The organism is Aequorivita vitellina (assembly GCF_022008365.1).
Lineage (GTDB): Bacteria > Bacteroidota > Bacteroidia > Flavobacteriales > Flavobacteriaceae > Aequorivita > Aequorivita vitellina.
The window spans coordinates 76,587-94,203 of the sequence record NZ_JAIRBA010000009.1 but is presented as its reverse complement, the minus strand read 5'-3'; the positions used below and the strand labels follow the sequence as shown (position 1 = coordinate 94,203).

Below are 17,617 nucleotides of genomic sequence, written 5' to 3'. Positions count from 1 at the left end.
AATACACCCTTTTGTAAGTATTTAAAGCGTATTTGATGAAATTATTGTTAAAGAATTTTCGTACGCTTTAAAAGTGTCATAATTAGACGCAATTGCAAACAAAAAAGAACGACTAATTTAATCGTGGAATGCAATTTATTCGCAAAAGTAATTTATTTGTTCACCAATTCTTTTTGAACGTGAGTTGGCACCGGTTGATACGAAGCGAATGCCGATTTAAAGGTTGCCCTACCCTGTGTTAATGAGCGCAAATCTGTTGAAAAATTAAACAACTCGGCTTCAGGAGTTAAGCATTTTAAAATCTGATAATTATTGTTACTTTCTATTCCTTGAATCATAGAACGACGCGCTTGTAAATCGGTCATTACATTGCCTACCATTTCTTCGGGTACTTTTACAATAAGTTCTAAAACTGGTTCCAAAAGCTTGGGATTTGCATTTAAAAAAGCTTCTTTAAAAGCATGTGCTCCTGCAATTTTAAACGAAATATCGTTTGAGTCAACATTGTGCATTTTGCCATCAAAAACCATGACGCGCACATCGCGAATAAACGAATTTACCAACGGGCCCGATTCCATTACTTCCAAAACACCTTTCATAATTGACGGCAAATACCTTTGATCTATAACTCCACCAACAATGCAGTTGTAAAAAACCAATTTTCCGCCCCAAGGAAGATCCACTTCCTCCTTACCGCGAAGACTGAAACCTTGCGGCTCGTCCATACCTTCAAACCACGGTTCAATTTTTAAGTGAACTTCTGCGAACTGACCCGAACCGCCGGATTGTTTTTTATGTCTATAATTTGAAGTTGAAGAACGCTGAATGGTTTCTCTAAAAGCTATTTTTGGATTTTCAAATTGTGCCTCCACTCCGTAAATATTTTTCAAAATCCAATCTATGGTGGCAAGATGAAGTTCGCCTTGGCAGGAAAGAATAAGCTGTTTTGCTTCGGAAGAAAAAGAAATTTCAACTGTGGGATCCTGGCTGTGAATTTTCTTTAATGTTTCGCTTAGTTTTTCTTCATCTTTTGTATTTACCGCCGAAATAGCTTTCTTAACTCTTGGCTGCGGAAATTTTATAGGCTTTATTTCTATTGTGTCTTTTGGGGAAGAAAGCGTATCGTTGGTTTCGGTATATTTCAACTTTAGCGTGGCTCCGAGGTCGCCCACGGTCAATTTAGTAACGGGTTGGCGTTCCTTTCCATCCATAATAAAAAGTTGATTTATCACTTCGGTTTCGTCATTTCTTGAATTTATAAGCTTGTCGTTTAAACGCACTTCGCCTCGCAATACTTTAAAGAAAGTAATCTGACCAAGATTTTGCTGATAAACCGTTTTAAATACGAATAAAGCTGTTGGACCATCCTTTATGGCTTTTACTTCTTTTTCATCTATGCTTTGTTCAGGTTTTAAATCGGCAGCTGCAGGCGCTACATTATCTATAAACCCCATCAATCGTCCCGTGCCCATATCGTTTATAGCCGAAACGCAAAAGACAGGGAAAAGCTCTTGATTCAGCATTCCCGCTTTGATGCCGACCCGCATTTCATCTTCGTTTAAAGTTCCTTTATCAAAAAAAAGCTCCATCAATGTTTCATCATTTTCTGCAGCTTTTTCTATTAATTCGTTATTTAATTCGTTGGCCAATTCCTTTTGATCGTCGGGAATTTCCAGCTTTTCAGGCTTTCCTCCCTCTGGGGAAAATTTATACATTTTCATTTTAAGCACATCAATAATACATTGCGCGCCGTCGACAATTAAAGGGTATTGGATTTTTACGGCATTGTTACCCACCAAATTTTTTATGCTTTGGAAACTCTCTTCAAAATTAGCATTAATATGGTCTATTTGGTTTATTACAAAAATTGTTGGTTTGTGGTATTTATCGATGTAGTTCCAAATAATTTCGGTGCCCACTTCCACGCCGTATTGCCCGTTTAAAACGGTAACAATAGTGTCTGAAACGCGAATAGAAGAAACGATTTCACCTATAAAATCATCTAAACCTGGAGTGTCTAAAATGTTGATTTTGTAATTACGCCACTCGGTGTGCAAGGGCGTAGCGAAAATAGAATTGCCTCTTTCGTGTTCAATGTCGTGGTAATCTGAAACTGTGTTGTTGTTTTCAACTGTTCCGCGGCGGTTTATAAGGCCTGCTTCAAAAAGCATTGTTTCGGCGAGCGTGGTTTTTCCGCTATTGTGAGCACCCACAAAGACTACGTTTTTAATGTGTTTGTCGTCATATATTTTCATCTGTCTGTGTTTTTGGTTAGTATGTTATTTTCAGATGCAATGCGCCAAACAATTCTTTGGGAGTTTGGACTTGCTTAAATTTTGTTAATCATAAATATATTATTGGGTTTTTCTGATTCTTAAATTTAAGAAATTATTTTAATAAAACTTTTAGATTGTTACTTTTCGTTTTTAGCTCCGCTTTGGTTGAACAAATTGTGAATATTTTTTACAATTGAAAGTATAAGTATTAAACTTATACTAAAGTCATTTCAAAATTATTGCGAAGCCAATCAAAAACGTATCTTCACGTAAACAAAAAAAATGAACAACATGAACAATAAAGGAAAAGGAATATTGGCATTGCTAGGAGTAGCAGCCGGCGCATTTGCATTTTGGAAATACAAAAACATGACGCCCGAAGAAAAACAAAGACTTAAAGACAAAGCTACCGAAACGAGCAGTAAAATAAAGGAAAAAGCTGGCGAAGTACAGGATACCATTTCAGAAAAGTACGACCAACTAAAAAATTCTACGAAGAAAGAAGTAAACGATATTACCAATTAATATATTGGTTTTTAGAAAGTAAAAATCCCGCAAGTTGCGGGATTTTTTATGCTTCAAATAGAAAGTTTTAAACCTTTTTAACCTTTACGGCATTCATACCGCGTTGGCCTTTTTCAAGTTCGAAAGATACGATGTCATTCTCTGTAATTTCGTCAATAATTCCGCTTACGTGCGTAAAATATTTTTCGTTATTTTCATTGTCAATTATAAATCCAAAACCTTTGGAAGAATCGTAGAATGAAACTTTTCCCTGTCTCACAGGATCAAAAGCTTCGCGCTCGCCTTCTTCTTTTGGAGGAATTCCGAGTACAATATCTTCGGCTTCAATTTCTACTTTCATAGACGGATCTGGCGGCGTATCTACTAAATTTCCATTGTGGTCTACATAAGCAAAATCAATACCTGGCGTCTTTTCTGCCTTGCGAGCTTCCTTTTTCTTTTGCTTTTCTTCCCGCTTTTTTTGTTTTGCTTTTTCCTTTTCTTTTTTACTATACGTCTGTTGCGATTTTGCCATTTTAATTTTTAAATTATTAGAATAAAAAAAGCCATCCACACGCTGCAGATGACTTTTGAATTAGTTATATGTAATTTGTTGTTTTATTGGTTTACCTAGGTGGGTTTAAATAATTTGCATCCGTGGGTTACAAAGGTACATTAAATTAGACAAGTAACATCATAAAAAGGGTTAAAGTAACAATATATTGAAATACCATTTGTTAAAAAATTGCTTCAAATTTTCAATTTATTATTGAAGAAAAATTAATTTGTTGCGTTACGACGTTGATTTTAATTTATCTGAATGCATTTGCCTTAATCGTGCGAGTTTTGGCGAAATAACAGCTGTACAATAACCTTGGTTTTTATTATTAATGTAATAATCCTGATGCTGCTCCTCGGCTGGATGAAATTTTTCCAATGGGCCTATTTCCGTAACGATTGGGTTTTCAAAATAAGGTTTCATTTCACTTAAAACAGCTTCAGCAATTTCTTTTTGATTTTTATTGTGATAAAAAATTACCGAACGATATTGCGTGCCCCTGTCTGCTCCTTGTCTGTTTAAGGTTGTAGGATCGTGGGTGGTCATAAAAATAATGAGCAAATCTTCAAATGAAACAATCGCGGGATTAAAAGTGACTTGAATTACTTCGGCATGTCCTGTAAGTCCACTGCAAACCTCGCGATAGGTGGGCGTTCCAGGAACTGTCCCGCCAGCGTAACCCGATACTACTTTTTCAACGCCATTTATTTGATCAAAAACCGCTTCGGTGCACCAAAAGCAGCCTCCGCCAACAGTCATTTTTTCTAAATTATTTTCTTCCATTGTTCTTTTTTTCAAAGATACTTACTGCGTTTGGCTAAATTTTACAAAGTATTGTTAAAGCTAGCTGTGTATTTTTCAGTATTTTATTTTTTGAATCTTGTTGAAAATCATATCTTTAAAAAACCTTAAAACATTCTTCATGATTAAAAAAATACTTTTTGCGCTACTTTTTTCAATGAGCGTTACGCCATTATTCTCACAAGAAAAACAAATAGAAATAGTTGAAGAAGAGAAACCAAGCCGTCTGTTTCTTTATGGTTTAAATAAAACTGAAAAAGATTTAGACGTAAAAATTACGGTTAAAGGAACCAATTTTAGACAAAGTAAAAGCGCGCCGAGACCGGTTCGAATTCCTGCAGCTTCAAAAGTATTGCTTGCTAACTTAATCGTCGATAGGGGTAAAAAAGCACATTATACATATAACCTTGAAATAAATGACAGTCTTTCGCGACGCGCTATGCGTAGGAGTTTTGAACCCATAAAAATAGATCCAAAGAAAAAAGTGATTGTTTACATTGCTGAAACCTGCACTAGTTGCGACTCCCTGGTGTCCAACCTAAACAAGAGTAGGTATTTATATACCGTACACCGTTTTTCTGAAAAGCCTGAATTAAAAGATCAATTGGCACCCGCATTTGCAAATTCTACGGTGCAAATAGATTCGGTTACTACGCCAATCATAAGTTTGGACGGTACTTTGCACGTTAAAATTGAAGATTTCGATCAATTACTTGAAGAAATAAATAAGTAGAAATAACTAAAAAGGATAACCAATTCCGAAGTTAAACACCGTTTCATTTACATTAAAATTGAAGCGTTTTTCTTCCGAAAGCGATGGATCGTGAAACGGCGCGGCAAAATCAAACCGAAGCACAAAGCCTTGTACATCTACCCGTAAGCCAATACCTGCGCCCATTCCCAATTCGTTTATAAAATTAGAAGTGAATTTGTCTTTTCCGTTATAGGTTGGCAATGCTTTTGAATTCCAAATATTTCCGGCATCAGCAAAAACGGCTCCTTTAAAAAATGAAAATAATGGAAACCTGTATTCAATATTGGCTTCCAAACGAATGTTTCCGGTTTGGTCAAAATAATTGGAGTTCGGATTATTTTCATCATTATAAGTTCCCGGGCCCAAAGAACGAATTCTGAATGCACGAACACTGTACGGACCTCCCGAATAATATTGTTTTACATATGGTACGACTTCAGAATTGCCATACGCGTATCCGTAGCCACCAAAGAGCCTGGCAGCGATAACTTGCTCATTTCCAAAATTGAAATGATATCTAAAATCTACATCTACTTTTGCAAATTGGGCATATTCCAACCCTAAAAATTCTTTGGTTCCCATCGCATTTTCTTTTCCGAAAACACTAATGCTGTTTCCCGCTAAATCCAATGTTGTATTGAGAAAAAACTGATTTGTTTTTGAAGTTTCTATCATTTCATTATACGTAAATAGATAGTTCAATCCAGAAATAAATTGCTGGTCAAAACTGCGTTTCAAAAACGGGTTTTCGTCTAAAATAGCTTCAAATTCGGGAGTGGTATTTGAAGGCTTGGTGTAATTAATTGAAATAGGAATAATTTCGTGGGTTACAAACTTATTAGCCTGCCAGATATATCCAAACCGCGCCGTACCCGAAAACAGAGCGTATAGTTTGGTTCTACTTAAATAATCTATACCTAAACTGGTTTTTGTTTTGGGAATGGCATATTTAAAAAAATCTGTATCAATTTTTATAGGAAATATAACTCGCGGAAAAATCAATTCAGATTTTAAACCTAAATCTATACTTGTATTGCCACTATTACTGCCACTACCCATTTGCACTTCATAACCAAAGCTGGCAGTAGTGTTTAGTGTTTCGCCACCGTTAAAAAGGTTTCGATTACTGTACGTTAATGCCAAACCGGGCCCAGCAAAATTGTTAGATTTTGTAACAGCTTGCAATTGAACTCGCAAAGCCCGTTTGTTTAAAGGCGAAAGAAAAATATTGGCCTCCAAAATCCCCAAACTATCGCTATGCAACGAATCCTTTTCTTTATATTGAATGTTTACAAATTTGTACGCACCAATTGTTGAAAGTCGTCTTGCGGTATTGCGTGAATCTTCGGGACTGTATAGTTTTCCCGCTTCCAAAGTGATAAACGGATCCAGATATTTCGGTTTAAAATGAGAAGCGCTGTTTATATAATTTCGATCGTTAAAGCGGGTTACATCGGTTACCGTGGTATCTTGTCCGTCGTAATTTGCATAAACGTTTATTTCTGAAATTTTATACGGAACAATCGCTTTTTGAGGCATATCTTTTTTTAACCGAAGAAATAAATCGAAACGTTTTTTGTCGTACTGATTTGTATCGGCTTCAAAAATTAAGAAGCTGGAATTAAAATTATAAAAGCCTTTTTGTTTTAAATCGCGGTCTATACGTTCCCGTTCCAATTTTAAATTTGAAAGGTCAAAACGAAGCCCTTTTTTTAATTGCGATTTAGCAACACTTTGTTGAATCGCCGAATATACCGGCGGCCGTAAAGAATCTAGTTGGTAGCTTGCAATAGTGTACGGAGTTGGTGCTTTTACGGTGTAAATTGCAGAGGCTTCTTTTTCATTTTCTATAAACTCTGAATTCACATCTGAATAGAAAAAGCCTCTATTTTCCATTCTGTTCAGCAGTATTTCCTCAACCTCATACTGTTTTACATCGCTTTGATAAACGGGCTCCTCGCCTATTTTTTTATAAAAAAACCGATTGATAAACCCAGGTTTTTCCTGTTGCATCTTGTAATAAAAATGAAGCCCCGGACGCATTCCCAAAAACTTTTTATTCGGTATTGGGCGTAGTGCTTTTTCTAAAACAGCTTCTAAATTTCCTTTATTATTTATTACCGAATCTGATTCAATTTCAACTTTGGCCCCTGTGTAAAGTCGCTCCCCTTCCGGAATAAATTTCTTTACAGCACAAGATTGCAGCACGAACAAAATCGCGGTACTAAAAATTGTTATTTTATAAATACTGTTCAAAATTTAATATTTTATTTCAATTAATTGAGAAATAATGAATTACTCGCCTTTCGTTTTAGTTGACTTTTCAGTTTGCTCCTTTTCTTTTTTAGCTTGTTCTTCAGCGGCTTTCTTTTCGGCTTTTTCTTTTTTGGTTTCGCCGCGAAGCAGAGCCTGCCACAATTCATCAAATTTGTTGAATTCCTGCGTAAAAATTAGCGCAATTCCACTAACAATAGTTTGACCATCAACTATATTTTCAAATTGATTTTTTCGAAAACCTTTTAATCTGTATCTACCGTTTTCGGTGAGTAAATACTCTAAACTTACATCGCCAATTATAGGAACGGGTTCGTTTGTGGCACTGCTTCCCTGTAAATCTACTTCGCTGCCTACGCGCACAATAAGCCTGTCGTTAAACAGTTTTTTCTGCGCGGCAATATCTAATTGGGTGCGTTCCTGCGCTGTTTCGCCTTGGTAGTCTGTATAGCTATCTAATCCAAAATCCAGTTCAACTCCAGTGCTTCCAAGTAGTTTGTCTGAAACTACATTTAATTGATCTGAAATAGCGTCGTTCAAGTTGTCGCGAGCTACGGTTGCAAATCCACCGCGGCTTCCATCACTACCGGGCTCTGGGTAAAAACGACCTAAGACCAAAAGTGAAAATACCTGCCTATTTAATTCGTCCTGTTGTGTATTCACTTGTTGCAATCTGCCGTAAACCTGTCCGCCAACTGCACCTTGCTCGTCCTCTGGCATATCTATATTAAAACCAATTTCGGGCTGCGTTAACTGTCCATCAATATTTAAATATACATTGAATGGTAAAACCTGTTTATATTTATTTTTCACCGAAGGATCGGAACCCGAAGTTATTGGCGCCATTAAAGGCGATGCGGAAGCTTTTACCGTGTAAATTGCTTTTACGTCTAATTTGGCATCAAATGGATCTCCAGACCACGTAACTTTACTTTCGGGTGAAAGCTCAAAACGTCTGTTTACAAGGTTGTACAAATTCATTTCGTAATGACCACCAGCAATTTCATAGACGCCACTCAGAGTCATATTTCCGTTTGGATTCATATTAAAATCGAACTCGCCATCGCCAAATACCTCAAAATTATCGCCTGTTTCCTGATCTATAATGATGGTGACTTTTGCCGATTTGCCAATATTTATAAAAGCAGCTACATCGAGACCGGTGAACGTTGCCGATTTTTCTGTGTTTTTTGTTAAAATGGCGTCGGGGTTTTCGCGGTTTACAAAAATAACCACCCCGTCCCGCTCTTCAATAGCAACACTGGAAGAAGGGAGAATATAGGTAATATTGGTATCGTCATTTACCGAAAGCTGGGCGTCTAGCTTTGGTATATGCAAATCGCCCGTTAATTTAGCGTCTGCATCAAATGAAGCCTTCCCATAAATAAAATCGTTATCGTCTTTAGTGGCGTTTAATACCTGAAAATTTTGTGCTTTTAAATTTAAATTGAAAGTAGGGTTTATAAAACTTTCTGTACCTATATTACCTGTAAGCACCAGTTTGTTTTGGTTTTCGTCTAACACCGTAAAACCATCCATATAGAAACCTTTATTGTCTATTTGTAAGATTTCATCGGCTAAAGTGAATGGTGCATTTAATTTTGAAATAGTAAAATCGGCATTTTTAAAATTCAAACTACCATCGTATTTAGGTGCGGTAGTGCTTCCGGTGACGTTGAATTTTCCCGAAAAACTTCCATCGGCATTTTTTAGTTCCCCTAAAGAAAAGCCTTCCAAAGCTCGCATTTTGAAATCAATGATATTTAAATCTAAATTTAGCTTTGCATCCTTTTCAGTGGCAATGTAATCTCCCGTTAAATTTAGATTTACTTCGCCTTCTTTTAGTGCCAAATTAAAGTCATAACTATTTCCGCCTTTGGATTCTGCGTCAACGGTTAACTTTCCCAAATCTACGTTTAACAGATTTAGTTCATGTATGGCCAAATCTGCTATAAGCCCCGAATTTCCATAAGGATCCACAATTGCTAAACTTCCATTTAGGTTTCCTTTTGCAAGTTCTTCAGACGGATTTAAATAATTTAGAATTTCACTTAATTTGAAATTTTCAAAGCGAATTGCAGCGTGCTGTGGCGAAACTCCAGTTAAATTATGCGTTAATTCCACAAGTTCGTTATTTCTTGTGAAACGAAAATTATTGAACTCCAACTTCTCCCTTAATATCAATACTTCATTATTGTCGGGTGTTGTCCAAAGATTTCTGTCTAAAATTAAATCTTCTGGCACAACGTGAAACCGCAGTTTTTCTGCAGTTCCCGTAATTTGCGATTGAATGTTTATTAACGTACTATCTTTGTAAACTGAAGTAAAATTCAAGTTCATTTCGCCATTTAGTTGGTTTCCGGTAATCTTAGTTTTTGGTATTTCCAACGGACCGCCTTTAATGCTATTAAAACCAAGGTCAAAAACAAATTTTTCGCTATCTGTGTCCATTGTAAAAGCCAAACTGTCTAATTCATTTCCTCCGTAATTTATGTGGGGCGCAGTAATGGCGGCTTTCAATTTTCGAGCAGCCTCATCAAAAGCTACGTCTATTTTTACAGTATCTAGGTCTTTTACATTTACTAAAAACACTTCATTTAAAACGGGTGCTTCAACAATTTGTCCCTTAATATCGAGCTTTACAGGATTTTGAAGCGTATCTGCAAAAGCAATTTTTTTAGAAAAATAGCTGGAAATATGCCGCTGTACCGACGTGCTAAAAGTTGCAGGATCCGTATTGCTTTCTAAGCTGAGTTCTACCATTTTATTATCTAGCCAAATAGAAGTTGTATCGCTGCGAACGTGAGCCGTAGCCAAAACATCGCCTAACAAATACGTTCTATTATCGTTAACCAATACCCCATCGCCAATAGTAGAAATTACATCAAATCCATCCTTGTTTCCTTCAAAGTCGGCATCTAGTTTAAAGGCGGTTCGCACATCGCGACTCATTAGTCCGAGCGATTGGAGATTAGCGCCAATAAGGTTTAAATGTACACTTGCTGTAGGCGAAACCGAGTCTAAAACCACATCTGCGTTTAGGTTTAAATTTATGTTTTCATCTTTATAATTTGAAACTACTTCGCCTTTTCCATCTTTAATATTTCCTGTAATGGATAAGTCTTGGATTGCGTAATTATTAAACTGAAAACTGGAAACAGTAGCTTCCAAAGTAGCATCGAGCGAATTGATATCACTGCCAAAACCTTTTGTATTCAGCTGCAAACTAATTGGCCCCAATTGCTCATTTTGAAGCAATTCGTTCAGTTTGTATTGTTTTATTTCAAGATCGGCTTCGAATGCAATTTGCGAATCGTTTTTGAAATGGCCGTCAATTGTTGCTATTCCCTGCGAAGTGGTAAGATTCGCTTTGGCGTAAATATCTTCTAAGTTTCCTTTTGCTTCTCCTTTAAGTGAAACGTCTTCCGGCAGATTTACGCCAAGGTCTGCTTCGCTTATAAACTGAAGTAAATCGCTGCGTTTAGTTTGCGCGGAAAAACGAGGAATATTGAATTTTAAATTTTTGGGAACAGTGGCATTTTCAAAAAACCCGTTGGCGGCAATGCGGGTGGTATTTCCCCAGCGAATATTCAAGTTGGAAATTTGAATGGCCGAAAGATAACCAGCCGCTGCAACATTTCCGGACAGGTATTTTTTACTGAGTGTTTTTAAATATTCATTCTTTTTTAGTTCGGGTTGAAGTTTAAATACTTCCTTTAAATCTACTTGAAAAGTTGGGAAATCGAGGGAAATTTTAGACTGTTCGGGCACTTCAATTAAGCTGGCTAAAGATTTATAATCCAATCGAAACTTTCCTTTCAGTTTATTGCTGTTGAGCGCGAGATTTAAATTGTTTACCGCTAAAAATGCATCAGTTGCTTCCAGTTTTAACGCAAGTTCGTTTAGGTTAAAACCGGAGCTTTCATTAAAAGTTAGCGTTTCCAATTGTAAACCAACCTTTTTATCTTTCAGAAAAACGTCCTTCGCTTTTAACGTTAGGTTTTGCAACGCGATGGCGTTAGGATTAAAAACGTTGCCCTTCACTTTATTATTACCGACAAAATAGCTAATGTTATTTCCCTCAAAATCTACTTCGGCCATGGTAATATTGAAATCTGGCCAATCAAATTTTTGAATGTCTTCTTTTAAATTGTCTGTTACTTCCTCAACTTTTTGAGTAATGCCGTTATTTTCAGTTTCAGTATTAATTGTGACGATTGAATTTTTTAAATTGAATTGCCCAATTTCAATATCGTTGTTCGCCAAATCGGCTTTTGGCAATTCGAGATATAAATTTGAAATTTCCAAGTTTGCGGCAATTCTATCGGCATAAGATTCATAATTAACGAAAACATTTTTAAGTTTAAGTTCATCCAAAACCAAATACGGTAAGGACGGAGCTTCTGTGGAGGGTGGTGGCACGGGCGATTGAATGTACTTAATCTGTGCGTTGGAAATTTCGGCTTCGGAAGCACGGAATTCCATGTTTTCTAAATCGGTTTTCCTCATTTGAAGTGCTAACTGCCCTACTTTAAATTTGCTGTCTATTCCCAAAACGGCATCCTTAAAATTTACATCTATATCTTTTAAAGCAATGTCTCCTAGCATAAATTCCATCGGGGTTGCGGTAGTATCTGCTGCTACCAAAGTGGAATCTGAGGTGACAAAAGCATCGATTAAAAATTGAAAGTTATAACCGTTAATGGAATCTTTTCGAACAATATTAGCGCGCAAACCTTCCCAATCTATATAATTAACGCCAATTGCATTTCCGCGAATAACTGACATTAAAGGCACATCTGCCTCCAACGATTTTGAATAAATTAAAGTATCGCCCTTTTTGTCTTCGAGATAAAGACCTTTCAACATAATATTTCCGTCAAAAGTGATGAAGAGTTTTTCTATTTCAACTTTGGTGTGGGTTTTGCCGGAAACGTATTTTACTGCACGTTGCACGATAATGTTTTGACCCCAAGGACTGCGAATAAAAAGCACCAACAAGATAAACAGGATTATAAGAGCTGCGAAAATTTTCCCCAGTATTCTTAAAAACCTGTACTTAGATGGTTTTGTTGTTTTTTCTTTTTTCTTTTCCAAAGCAATTTTTGGTGGTATTCAAAAATATAAAAAATTCGTGTCAATTATGCACGCTATCCCGCCAACAATCTGCGATTTGACATAAACTTCTGTTAAATATTTACAATGAATGCAGTTTAAAAATAGAATTCAACTTTTAAAAGAATTGTATGCAATATTCAAAACAAATGCAGTGTTTTTTCTTATCATACATCAATGTTTATCAGCGGTATATAAAGTAGTTTTATATAATTAATTTAAAAAATAACAAGATGAAAACACGAAATATAGAACGCGTATTAACACCTCCGCGCCCTCATATGGTTGGCGATGGTTTTAGGGTTCACCAGTATATTCCTTCCGGCTTGGGAGAAGGGTTTGAAAGAATGAATCCGTTTATTATGATGGATTATAACAGTAAATTTTACTTCCCGCCCACAGACCAGCCACGTGGCGTTGGTGTGCATCCGCACAAAGGATTTGAAACGGTAACCATTGCCTACAAAGGTAGCGTTGCACACAAAGATAGCGCTGGCAATAGTGGTGTAATTGGCGAAGGCGATGTGCAATGGATGACGGCTGCTTCGGGAATTCTACACAAAGAATATCACGAGGAGAATTTTAGCAAAGCTGGTGGATATTTCCAAATGGTGCAGTTATGGGTAAACCTTCCAGCAAAGGACAAAAAAAGCCCACCAAAATACCAAGGCATTACAAATGCTGAATTGCAAAAGGTGCAACTGCCCCATAATGCAGGAGTTGTTGAAGTTATTGCAGGCGAATACTTGGGCGAAAAAGGTTCGGCAAGTACTTTTACCCCTGTGCATATGCTCAACGCAAAGTTGAATAAAGGCGGAAAAGCAAGATTCAGTTTTCCCGAAAATTACAATACAGTTGTTTTAGTAGTTGAAGGAAATATAAATGTAAATGATGCCGAAGAAATTAATACAGACGGTCTGGGATTGTTTGAAAATAAAGGTGAAGAATTTACAATTGAAGCAACAGACAACGCTGTGGTTTTGGTTTTAAGTGGCGAACCCATTGACGAACCCATTGCAGCTCAAGGCCCTTTTGTAATGAATACCCGTGCCGAAATAATGCAAGCCATGAATGACTTCAATATGGGGAAATTTGGATATTTAGAATAGAAAATTTATAGTCTATAACGCGCAGTCGGGAACTTTTTGTTTGTAAACAATTCAATTAAAACTAGTTCTCTACTGCGTTTATTTTGGCAAATCTCAACTCGGTTTAAAATTTTTATGCGCCAGCTCTTTCCGCACACGGCTAAGACTTTCGGGCGTTATTCCTAAATACGAAGCAATCATCCACTGCGGTACCCGCAACAGTAAATCTGGATATGTTTCTATAAAATTTAAGTAGCGTACTTCGGCGGTTGCGCCCAGCAATAGATTGATTCTTTTTTGCAATTGCCTAATGTGGTTATGCAGCAACTTATCGTTAAATCTGTTAAAAGCTAAACTACTTTCATTTGCTCTGCAAACAAATTGTTCATTTACTAAAACCACTTGGGTATCTTCAACAGCTTCTATAAAAATTTCGGAAGTATCATTAAAATATACACTGCTCCTATCTACAATAAACCAATTTTCGGGTGCAAACTGTATTACGTGTTCTTTCCCATTGTCTTCAAGCGTGTACGATCGCAACAAACCTTTTTCTACAAAAAAAGAATGTTTGCACAAGTCGCCTTTTCTCAAAACGATGTTTCCTTTTTCAAAATTTAAACGTTTTAAATCTGAAGTAATATTTGCGGCTTCATCTTCAGCCATTCCTGCTGTTTCCATCAAATACCTTTGAAAACGGGATGCTATTTTTTTATTTTCTGAAATCATTTAACAGTGAATTTCTCAACATTTTAAAATTACAATTTTCTACTGAAACAAATTGCTGCCACACAAAATAAACTTGTGGCACTTTTTTTGTTTCCTGAAAGAGAGAACACTAAACCATTTTAAATTATGAGAAATTCAAACATGCCCACCGTAAATGCCGGCAGCATGGCCGACATTGCTTTTTTACTTCTAATTTTCTTTTTGGTAACCTCGATGATTCCGAACGATAAAGGAATTACGCGTAATCTTCCGGAGGCTTGTCCGCCTGGAGCCATCTGTAATATTCCGCTTAAAAAGAACAATATATTTGCCATCAGCGTCAACGAAAAAGGGGAAATTATGGTCAACAAAACACTTACGAAAATTGAAGATCTAAAAGACGAATTAATACGTTTTATAGATAACAATGCAGACCAATCCTGCGTTTATTGCCATGGGGAACAACTTGCTGATTCTTCCGATAATCCTAAAAAAGCTTCTATTTCATTTTCAATTCATCGCGAAGCACCCTATCAAAGTTATATTTCAATTCAAGATGAAATAGCTTCGGCTTATTTTGAATTACGTGAGCAGTATGTTTCTGAAATTTTAAAAACGGATGCTAAAAAAATCACAGATGAAGAATTAAAAAAGACACAAGATGCGTATCCTTTCAGAATTATTGAATCGTCTTTATGAAAACTTCTTCGAAAATATTTTAAAAACAATTATCTCAGAAATAACCATCTAAAACTTCGTTTAAGGCTAAACCTACTGGAATTGTATTGTATGAAAAGTTTTATTTAAATTTATTTGTACTTCAAAATTGTTAAATTTGTAATTACGACGCTGTGATATTTTAACTTCCAAACAACTATTTAATGTTAAGACACCAAGGACGAAGCAGAACTTTAAAACACAATCTGCAAATTGCCACCGTTTTGTCCTTTGTAGCCGGCATTGTTAATGTTACTGGGTTTTTATCCATTCACCAACTCACTACAAATGTTACTGGCCACTTCGCTCAGTTTATGTATGATGTTGAAAATTTCAATTTCTGGAAAGGCACCATTTATGTTTTGTATATATTTTCATTTCTCGTCGGTTCTTTTTCGTCAAGTTTTTTAATTGAAATATTTAAGGAGAATAAAAAGCTAAACATTTTTGCAACTCCAATTTTAATTGAATCGTTTATTTTAATTTCAATTGCAGTGATTAGTAATTTCACCGAAATAAATTACCCGCACCTAATTGCCTGTTGTTTACTTTTCGCCATGGGAATGCAGAATTCATATGTAACCGAGATTTCGAATGCCGTTGTAAGAACTACTCATTTAACAGGTCTTTTCACCGATTTAGGCATTGAACTCTCCCAATTATTTTTTCCGAAAACACATCGCAATAGTAGAAAAATTAAAGCGACAATAAGGTTACGAATTTATATTATTGCTTTTTTCTTTACAGGCGGAATAACCGGCGGATTGTTTTATTCAACACTTAATTTAAAGCTGAATACCTTGTTTTTGGGGGCATTTATTTTACTCGGCAGTTTAATTTACGACGATGTTAGATTCGGATGGATTAAAGCAAAACGAAACTATTATCGAAAGCCATAAATAAGTCAACGCAAATTACGAAATATGAAAATGACACTAACAACCCAGCAGCAGAACGAATTGATTGTAAATTTAAAATCACGTTTCAATGCAAACCCAAAGCGGCATGACGATATGGAATGGCAACAAGTGGAGAGAAGACTTAAAGCCAATCCCGAAAAACTTTGGTCGCTTTACAAAATGGAAGAAACGGGCGGCGAGCCCGATGTTGTGGGTTATGACGAAAAAACAGACGAATGTATTTTCTACGACTGTTCCGCCGAAAGCCCCAAAGGCCGCCGAAGCTTTTGTTACGATAATGATGCTTTGGAAGTGAGAAAAAAACACAAGCCAAAAAACAGCGCAATGGGTTTTGCAACCGAAATAGGGGTTGAACTTTTAAACGAAGCCCAATACCGGAAATTGCAAAAACTCGGCAAGTTTGACACTAAAACATCAAGTTGGTTAAAAACCCCTTCAGAAATCAGAAAACTTGGCGGTGCAATTTTTGGAGATTTTCGTTTTAATACAGTATTCGTTTATCACAACGGCGTGCAATCTTACTATGCAGGAAGAGGATTTCGTGCTTTACTAAAAGTTTAAAAACAATGTATTTCTTCAAAAAGTAACAAAACTTGAATTAGCGTGTAAAACGGTTTTATTCTTTTTGGTGTTCTTCCAAATCCTTCTGCAAATCTAACTTTCGCAATTTGGGAAAGAAAGCTCCAGTTCCAATTACGGTTAGTATCGTCATTCCTCCCCCAAAGACCACTGCTGTAACTGTGCCCATCAATTTTGCGGTAAGTCCGCTTTCAAAAGCGCCCAACTCGTTAGATGAACCTACAAACATAGAATTCACAGAAGCCACGCGTCCACGCATAGCATCTGGAGTTCGCAATTGAAGTATCGTTTGCCGGATTACCATAGAAATTCCGTCGGTGGCTCCGCTCAAAAAAAGCGCCACTACCGAAACCCAAAACCACGTGGAAAGCCCAAATACAATGATGCAAACACCAAAACCAAAAATGGCTGCGAGCAGTTTCATACCTGCATTTTTATTAAGTGGAAAATGCGCGGAAGTAAACATAATTAACAATGCCCCAACGGCTGGCGCGGCACGTAAAATTCCAAAACCTTCGGGACCTACTTTTAATATGTCTTGTGCGTAAATAGGTAAAAGCGCTACTGCCCCACCAAATAAAACCGCAAACATATCTAGCGTTAAAGCCCCTAAAATTACTTTGGTATTTTTTACAAACTTTATTCCTTCTTTTAAACTTTTCATTACGGGCTCCCCAATATTTGGATTTAAAATTGGTTTTTTCGGAATTTGAAACAACAGCATTAAAGCGGTAAGTGAAAACGCAAAAACAAAACACATAGACCAGTGAACACCAATCCAATGAATAAAAAATCCTCCAAAAGCTGGACCAACCACTGCGCCCATTTGCCAAACGGAACTACTCCAAGTCGCCGCATTGGGGTATATTTTTTTAGGAACCAATAAGGAAAAAAGCGAAAAAATAGTCGGGCCAAGAAATGCGCGAACGATGCCTCCCATAAATACTAAAAAGTAAACTGTGTAAAGTATTACTTCGGTAGAAAGATCTGCTATTATGCGTGGCCAAGTTATTAAAAATAGGCCGAGACTAACAACAGAAAAACCTAAAATACATTTAATTAAGAGCCCGCGTTTTTCCTTTTGATCTACAATATGCCCAGCAAAAAGCGCCATAGATACTGCGGGAATAACTTCCATTAAACCAATAATGCCGAGTGAGAGCGGATTTTTGGTAATGCTGTAAACTTCCCATTCTATTACAACAAATTGCATAGTCCACGCAAAAACCATTGCAAAACGAACTAGAAGAAAAATATTAAATTCCCGAAATCGTAATGCTGCGTAGGGGTCGTTTTTCTTCATTTAAAAGAAGTGGTAATTT

The 17,617-nt window shown here is 36.6% G+C and carries 13 protein-coding genes; 6 read left to right on the top strand and 7 right to left on the bottom strand.

Annotation, left to right across the window (positions count from 1 at the left end; translation table 11 throughout):
* Window positions 1-152: 152 nt before the first annotated feature.
* Window positions 153-2,255 (bottom strand): elongation factor G, encoded by a 2,103-nt coding sequence (locus K8089_RS06725; protein WP_237602517.1) that lies wholly within the window; start codon window positions 2,253-2,255, stop codon window positions 153-155.
* A gap of 303 nt (window positions 2,256-2,558) precedes the next feature.
* Between K8089_RS06725 and K8089_RS06720 the strand changes: the two genes are divergently transcribed.
* A complete protein-coding gene (locus K8089_RS06720) occupies window positions 2,559-2,801 on the top strand; it encodes a YtxH domain-containing protein (RefSeq protein ID WP_237602516.1) in 243 nt (80 codons plus the stop codon).
* A 67-nt stretch (window positions 2,802-2,868) separates the two neighbouring features.
* On the opposite strand, the gene K8089_RS06715 is transcribed toward K8089_RS06720, so the two are convergent.
* Both K8089_RS06715 and msrA read right to left on the bottom strand, forming a co-directional pair.
* Entirely contained in the window at window positions 2,869-3,315 is a 447-nt protein-coding gene (locus K8089_RS06715; RefSeq protein ID WP_237602515.1) for a cold-shock protein, read from the bottom strand.
* A gap of 258 nt (window positions 3,316-3,573) precedes the next feature.
* Window positions 3,574-4,122, bottom strand: a complete 549-nt coding sequence (msrA, locus tag K8089_RS06710; RefSeq protein WP_237602531.1) for a peptide-methionine (S)-S-oxide reductase MsrA — start codon at window positions 4,120-4,122, stop codon at window positions 3,574-3,576.
* Window positions 4,123-4,261: 139 nt separating this feature from the next.
* Between msrA and K8089_RS06705 the strand changes: the two genes are divergently transcribed.
* Window positions 4,262-4,873, top strand: a complete 612-nt coding sequence (locus tag K8089_RS06705) for a hypothetical protein (protein ID WP_237602514.1) — start codon at window positions 4,262-4,264, stop codon at window positions 4,871-4,873.
* 6 nt (window positions 4,874-4,879) lie between these two features.
* Here K8089_RS06705 and tamL read toward each other — a convergent pair whose 3' ends face one another.
* Complete coding sequence (gene tamL / locus K8089_RS06700) at window positions 4,880-7,150, bottom strand: translocation and assembly module lipoprotein TamL (protein ID WP_237602513.1); 2,271 nt, start codon at window positions 7,148-7,150, stop codon at window positions 4,880-4,882.
* A 39-nt stretch (window positions 7,151-7,189) separates the two neighbouring features.
* Window positions 7,190-12,265 (bottom strand): translocation/assembly module TamB domain-containing protein, encoded by a 5,076-nt coding sequence (locus tag K8089_RS06695; protein WP_237602512.1) that lies wholly within the window; start codon window positions 12,263-12,265, stop codon window positions 7,190-7,192.
* A 251-nt stretch (window positions 12,266-12,516) separates the two neighbouring features.
* On the opposite strand from K8089_RS06695, the gene K8089_RS06690 reads away from it, so the two are divergent.
* Window positions 12,517-13,392 carry a pirin family protein gene (locus K8089_RS06690; protein WP_237602511.1) on the top strand — a complete coding sequence of 292 codons (876 nt, stop codon included), beginning with the start codon at window positions 12,517-12,519 and terminating at the stop codon, window positions 13,390-13,392.
* 93 nt (window positions 13,393-13,485) lie between these two features.
* On the opposite strand, the gene K8089_RS06685 is transcribed toward K8089_RS06690, so the two are convergent.
* The gene (locus tag K8089_RS06685) at window positions 13,486-14,052 is read right to left on the bottom strand and encodes a Crp/Fnr family transcriptional regulator (protein ID WP_237602510.1); all 567 of its coding nucleotides are present in this window, start codon (window positions 14,050-14,052) and stop codon (window positions 13,486-13,488) included.
* Window positions 14,053-14,226: 174 nt separating this feature from the next.
* Between K8089_RS06685 and K8089_RS06680 the strand changes: the two genes are divergently transcribed.
* The 3 genes from K8089_RS06680 to K8089_RS06670 all read left to right on the top strand — a co-directional run bounded on the left by K8089_RS06680 (window position 14,227) and on the right by K8089_RS06670 (window position 16,277).
* Window positions 14,227-14,778, top strand: coding sequence for an ExbD/TolR family protein (locus K8089_RS06680; RefSeq protein ID WP_237602509.1), 552 nt, complete (start codon window positions 14,227-14,229; stop codon window positions 14,776-14,778).
* Window positions 14,779-14,960: 182 nt separating this feature from the next.
* Window positions 14,961-15,695 (top strand): YoaK family protein, encoded by a 735-nt coding sequence (locus K8089_RS06675; RefSeq protein WP_237602508.1) that lies wholly within the window; start codon window positions 14,961-14,963, stop codon window positions 15,693-15,695.
* Between the two features lie 24 nt (window positions 15,696-15,719).
* Window positions 15,720-16,277 carry a DUF4256 domain-containing protein gene (locus tag K8089_RS06670; protein ID WP_237602507.1) on the top strand — a complete coding sequence of 186 codons (558 nt, stop codon included), beginning with the start codon at window positions 15,720-15,722 and terminating at the stop codon, window positions 16,275-16,277.
* 55 nt (window positions 16,278-16,332) lie between these two features.
* Here K8089_RS06670 and K8089_RS06665 read toward each other — a convergent pair whose 3' ends face one another.
* Window positions 16,333-17,598, bottom strand: a complete 1,266-nt coding sequence (locus K8089_RS06665; protein ID WP_237602506.1) for an MFS transporter — start codon at window positions 17,596-17,598, stop codon at window positions 16,333-16,335.
* Window positions 17,599-17,617 lie beyond the last annotated feature (19 nt).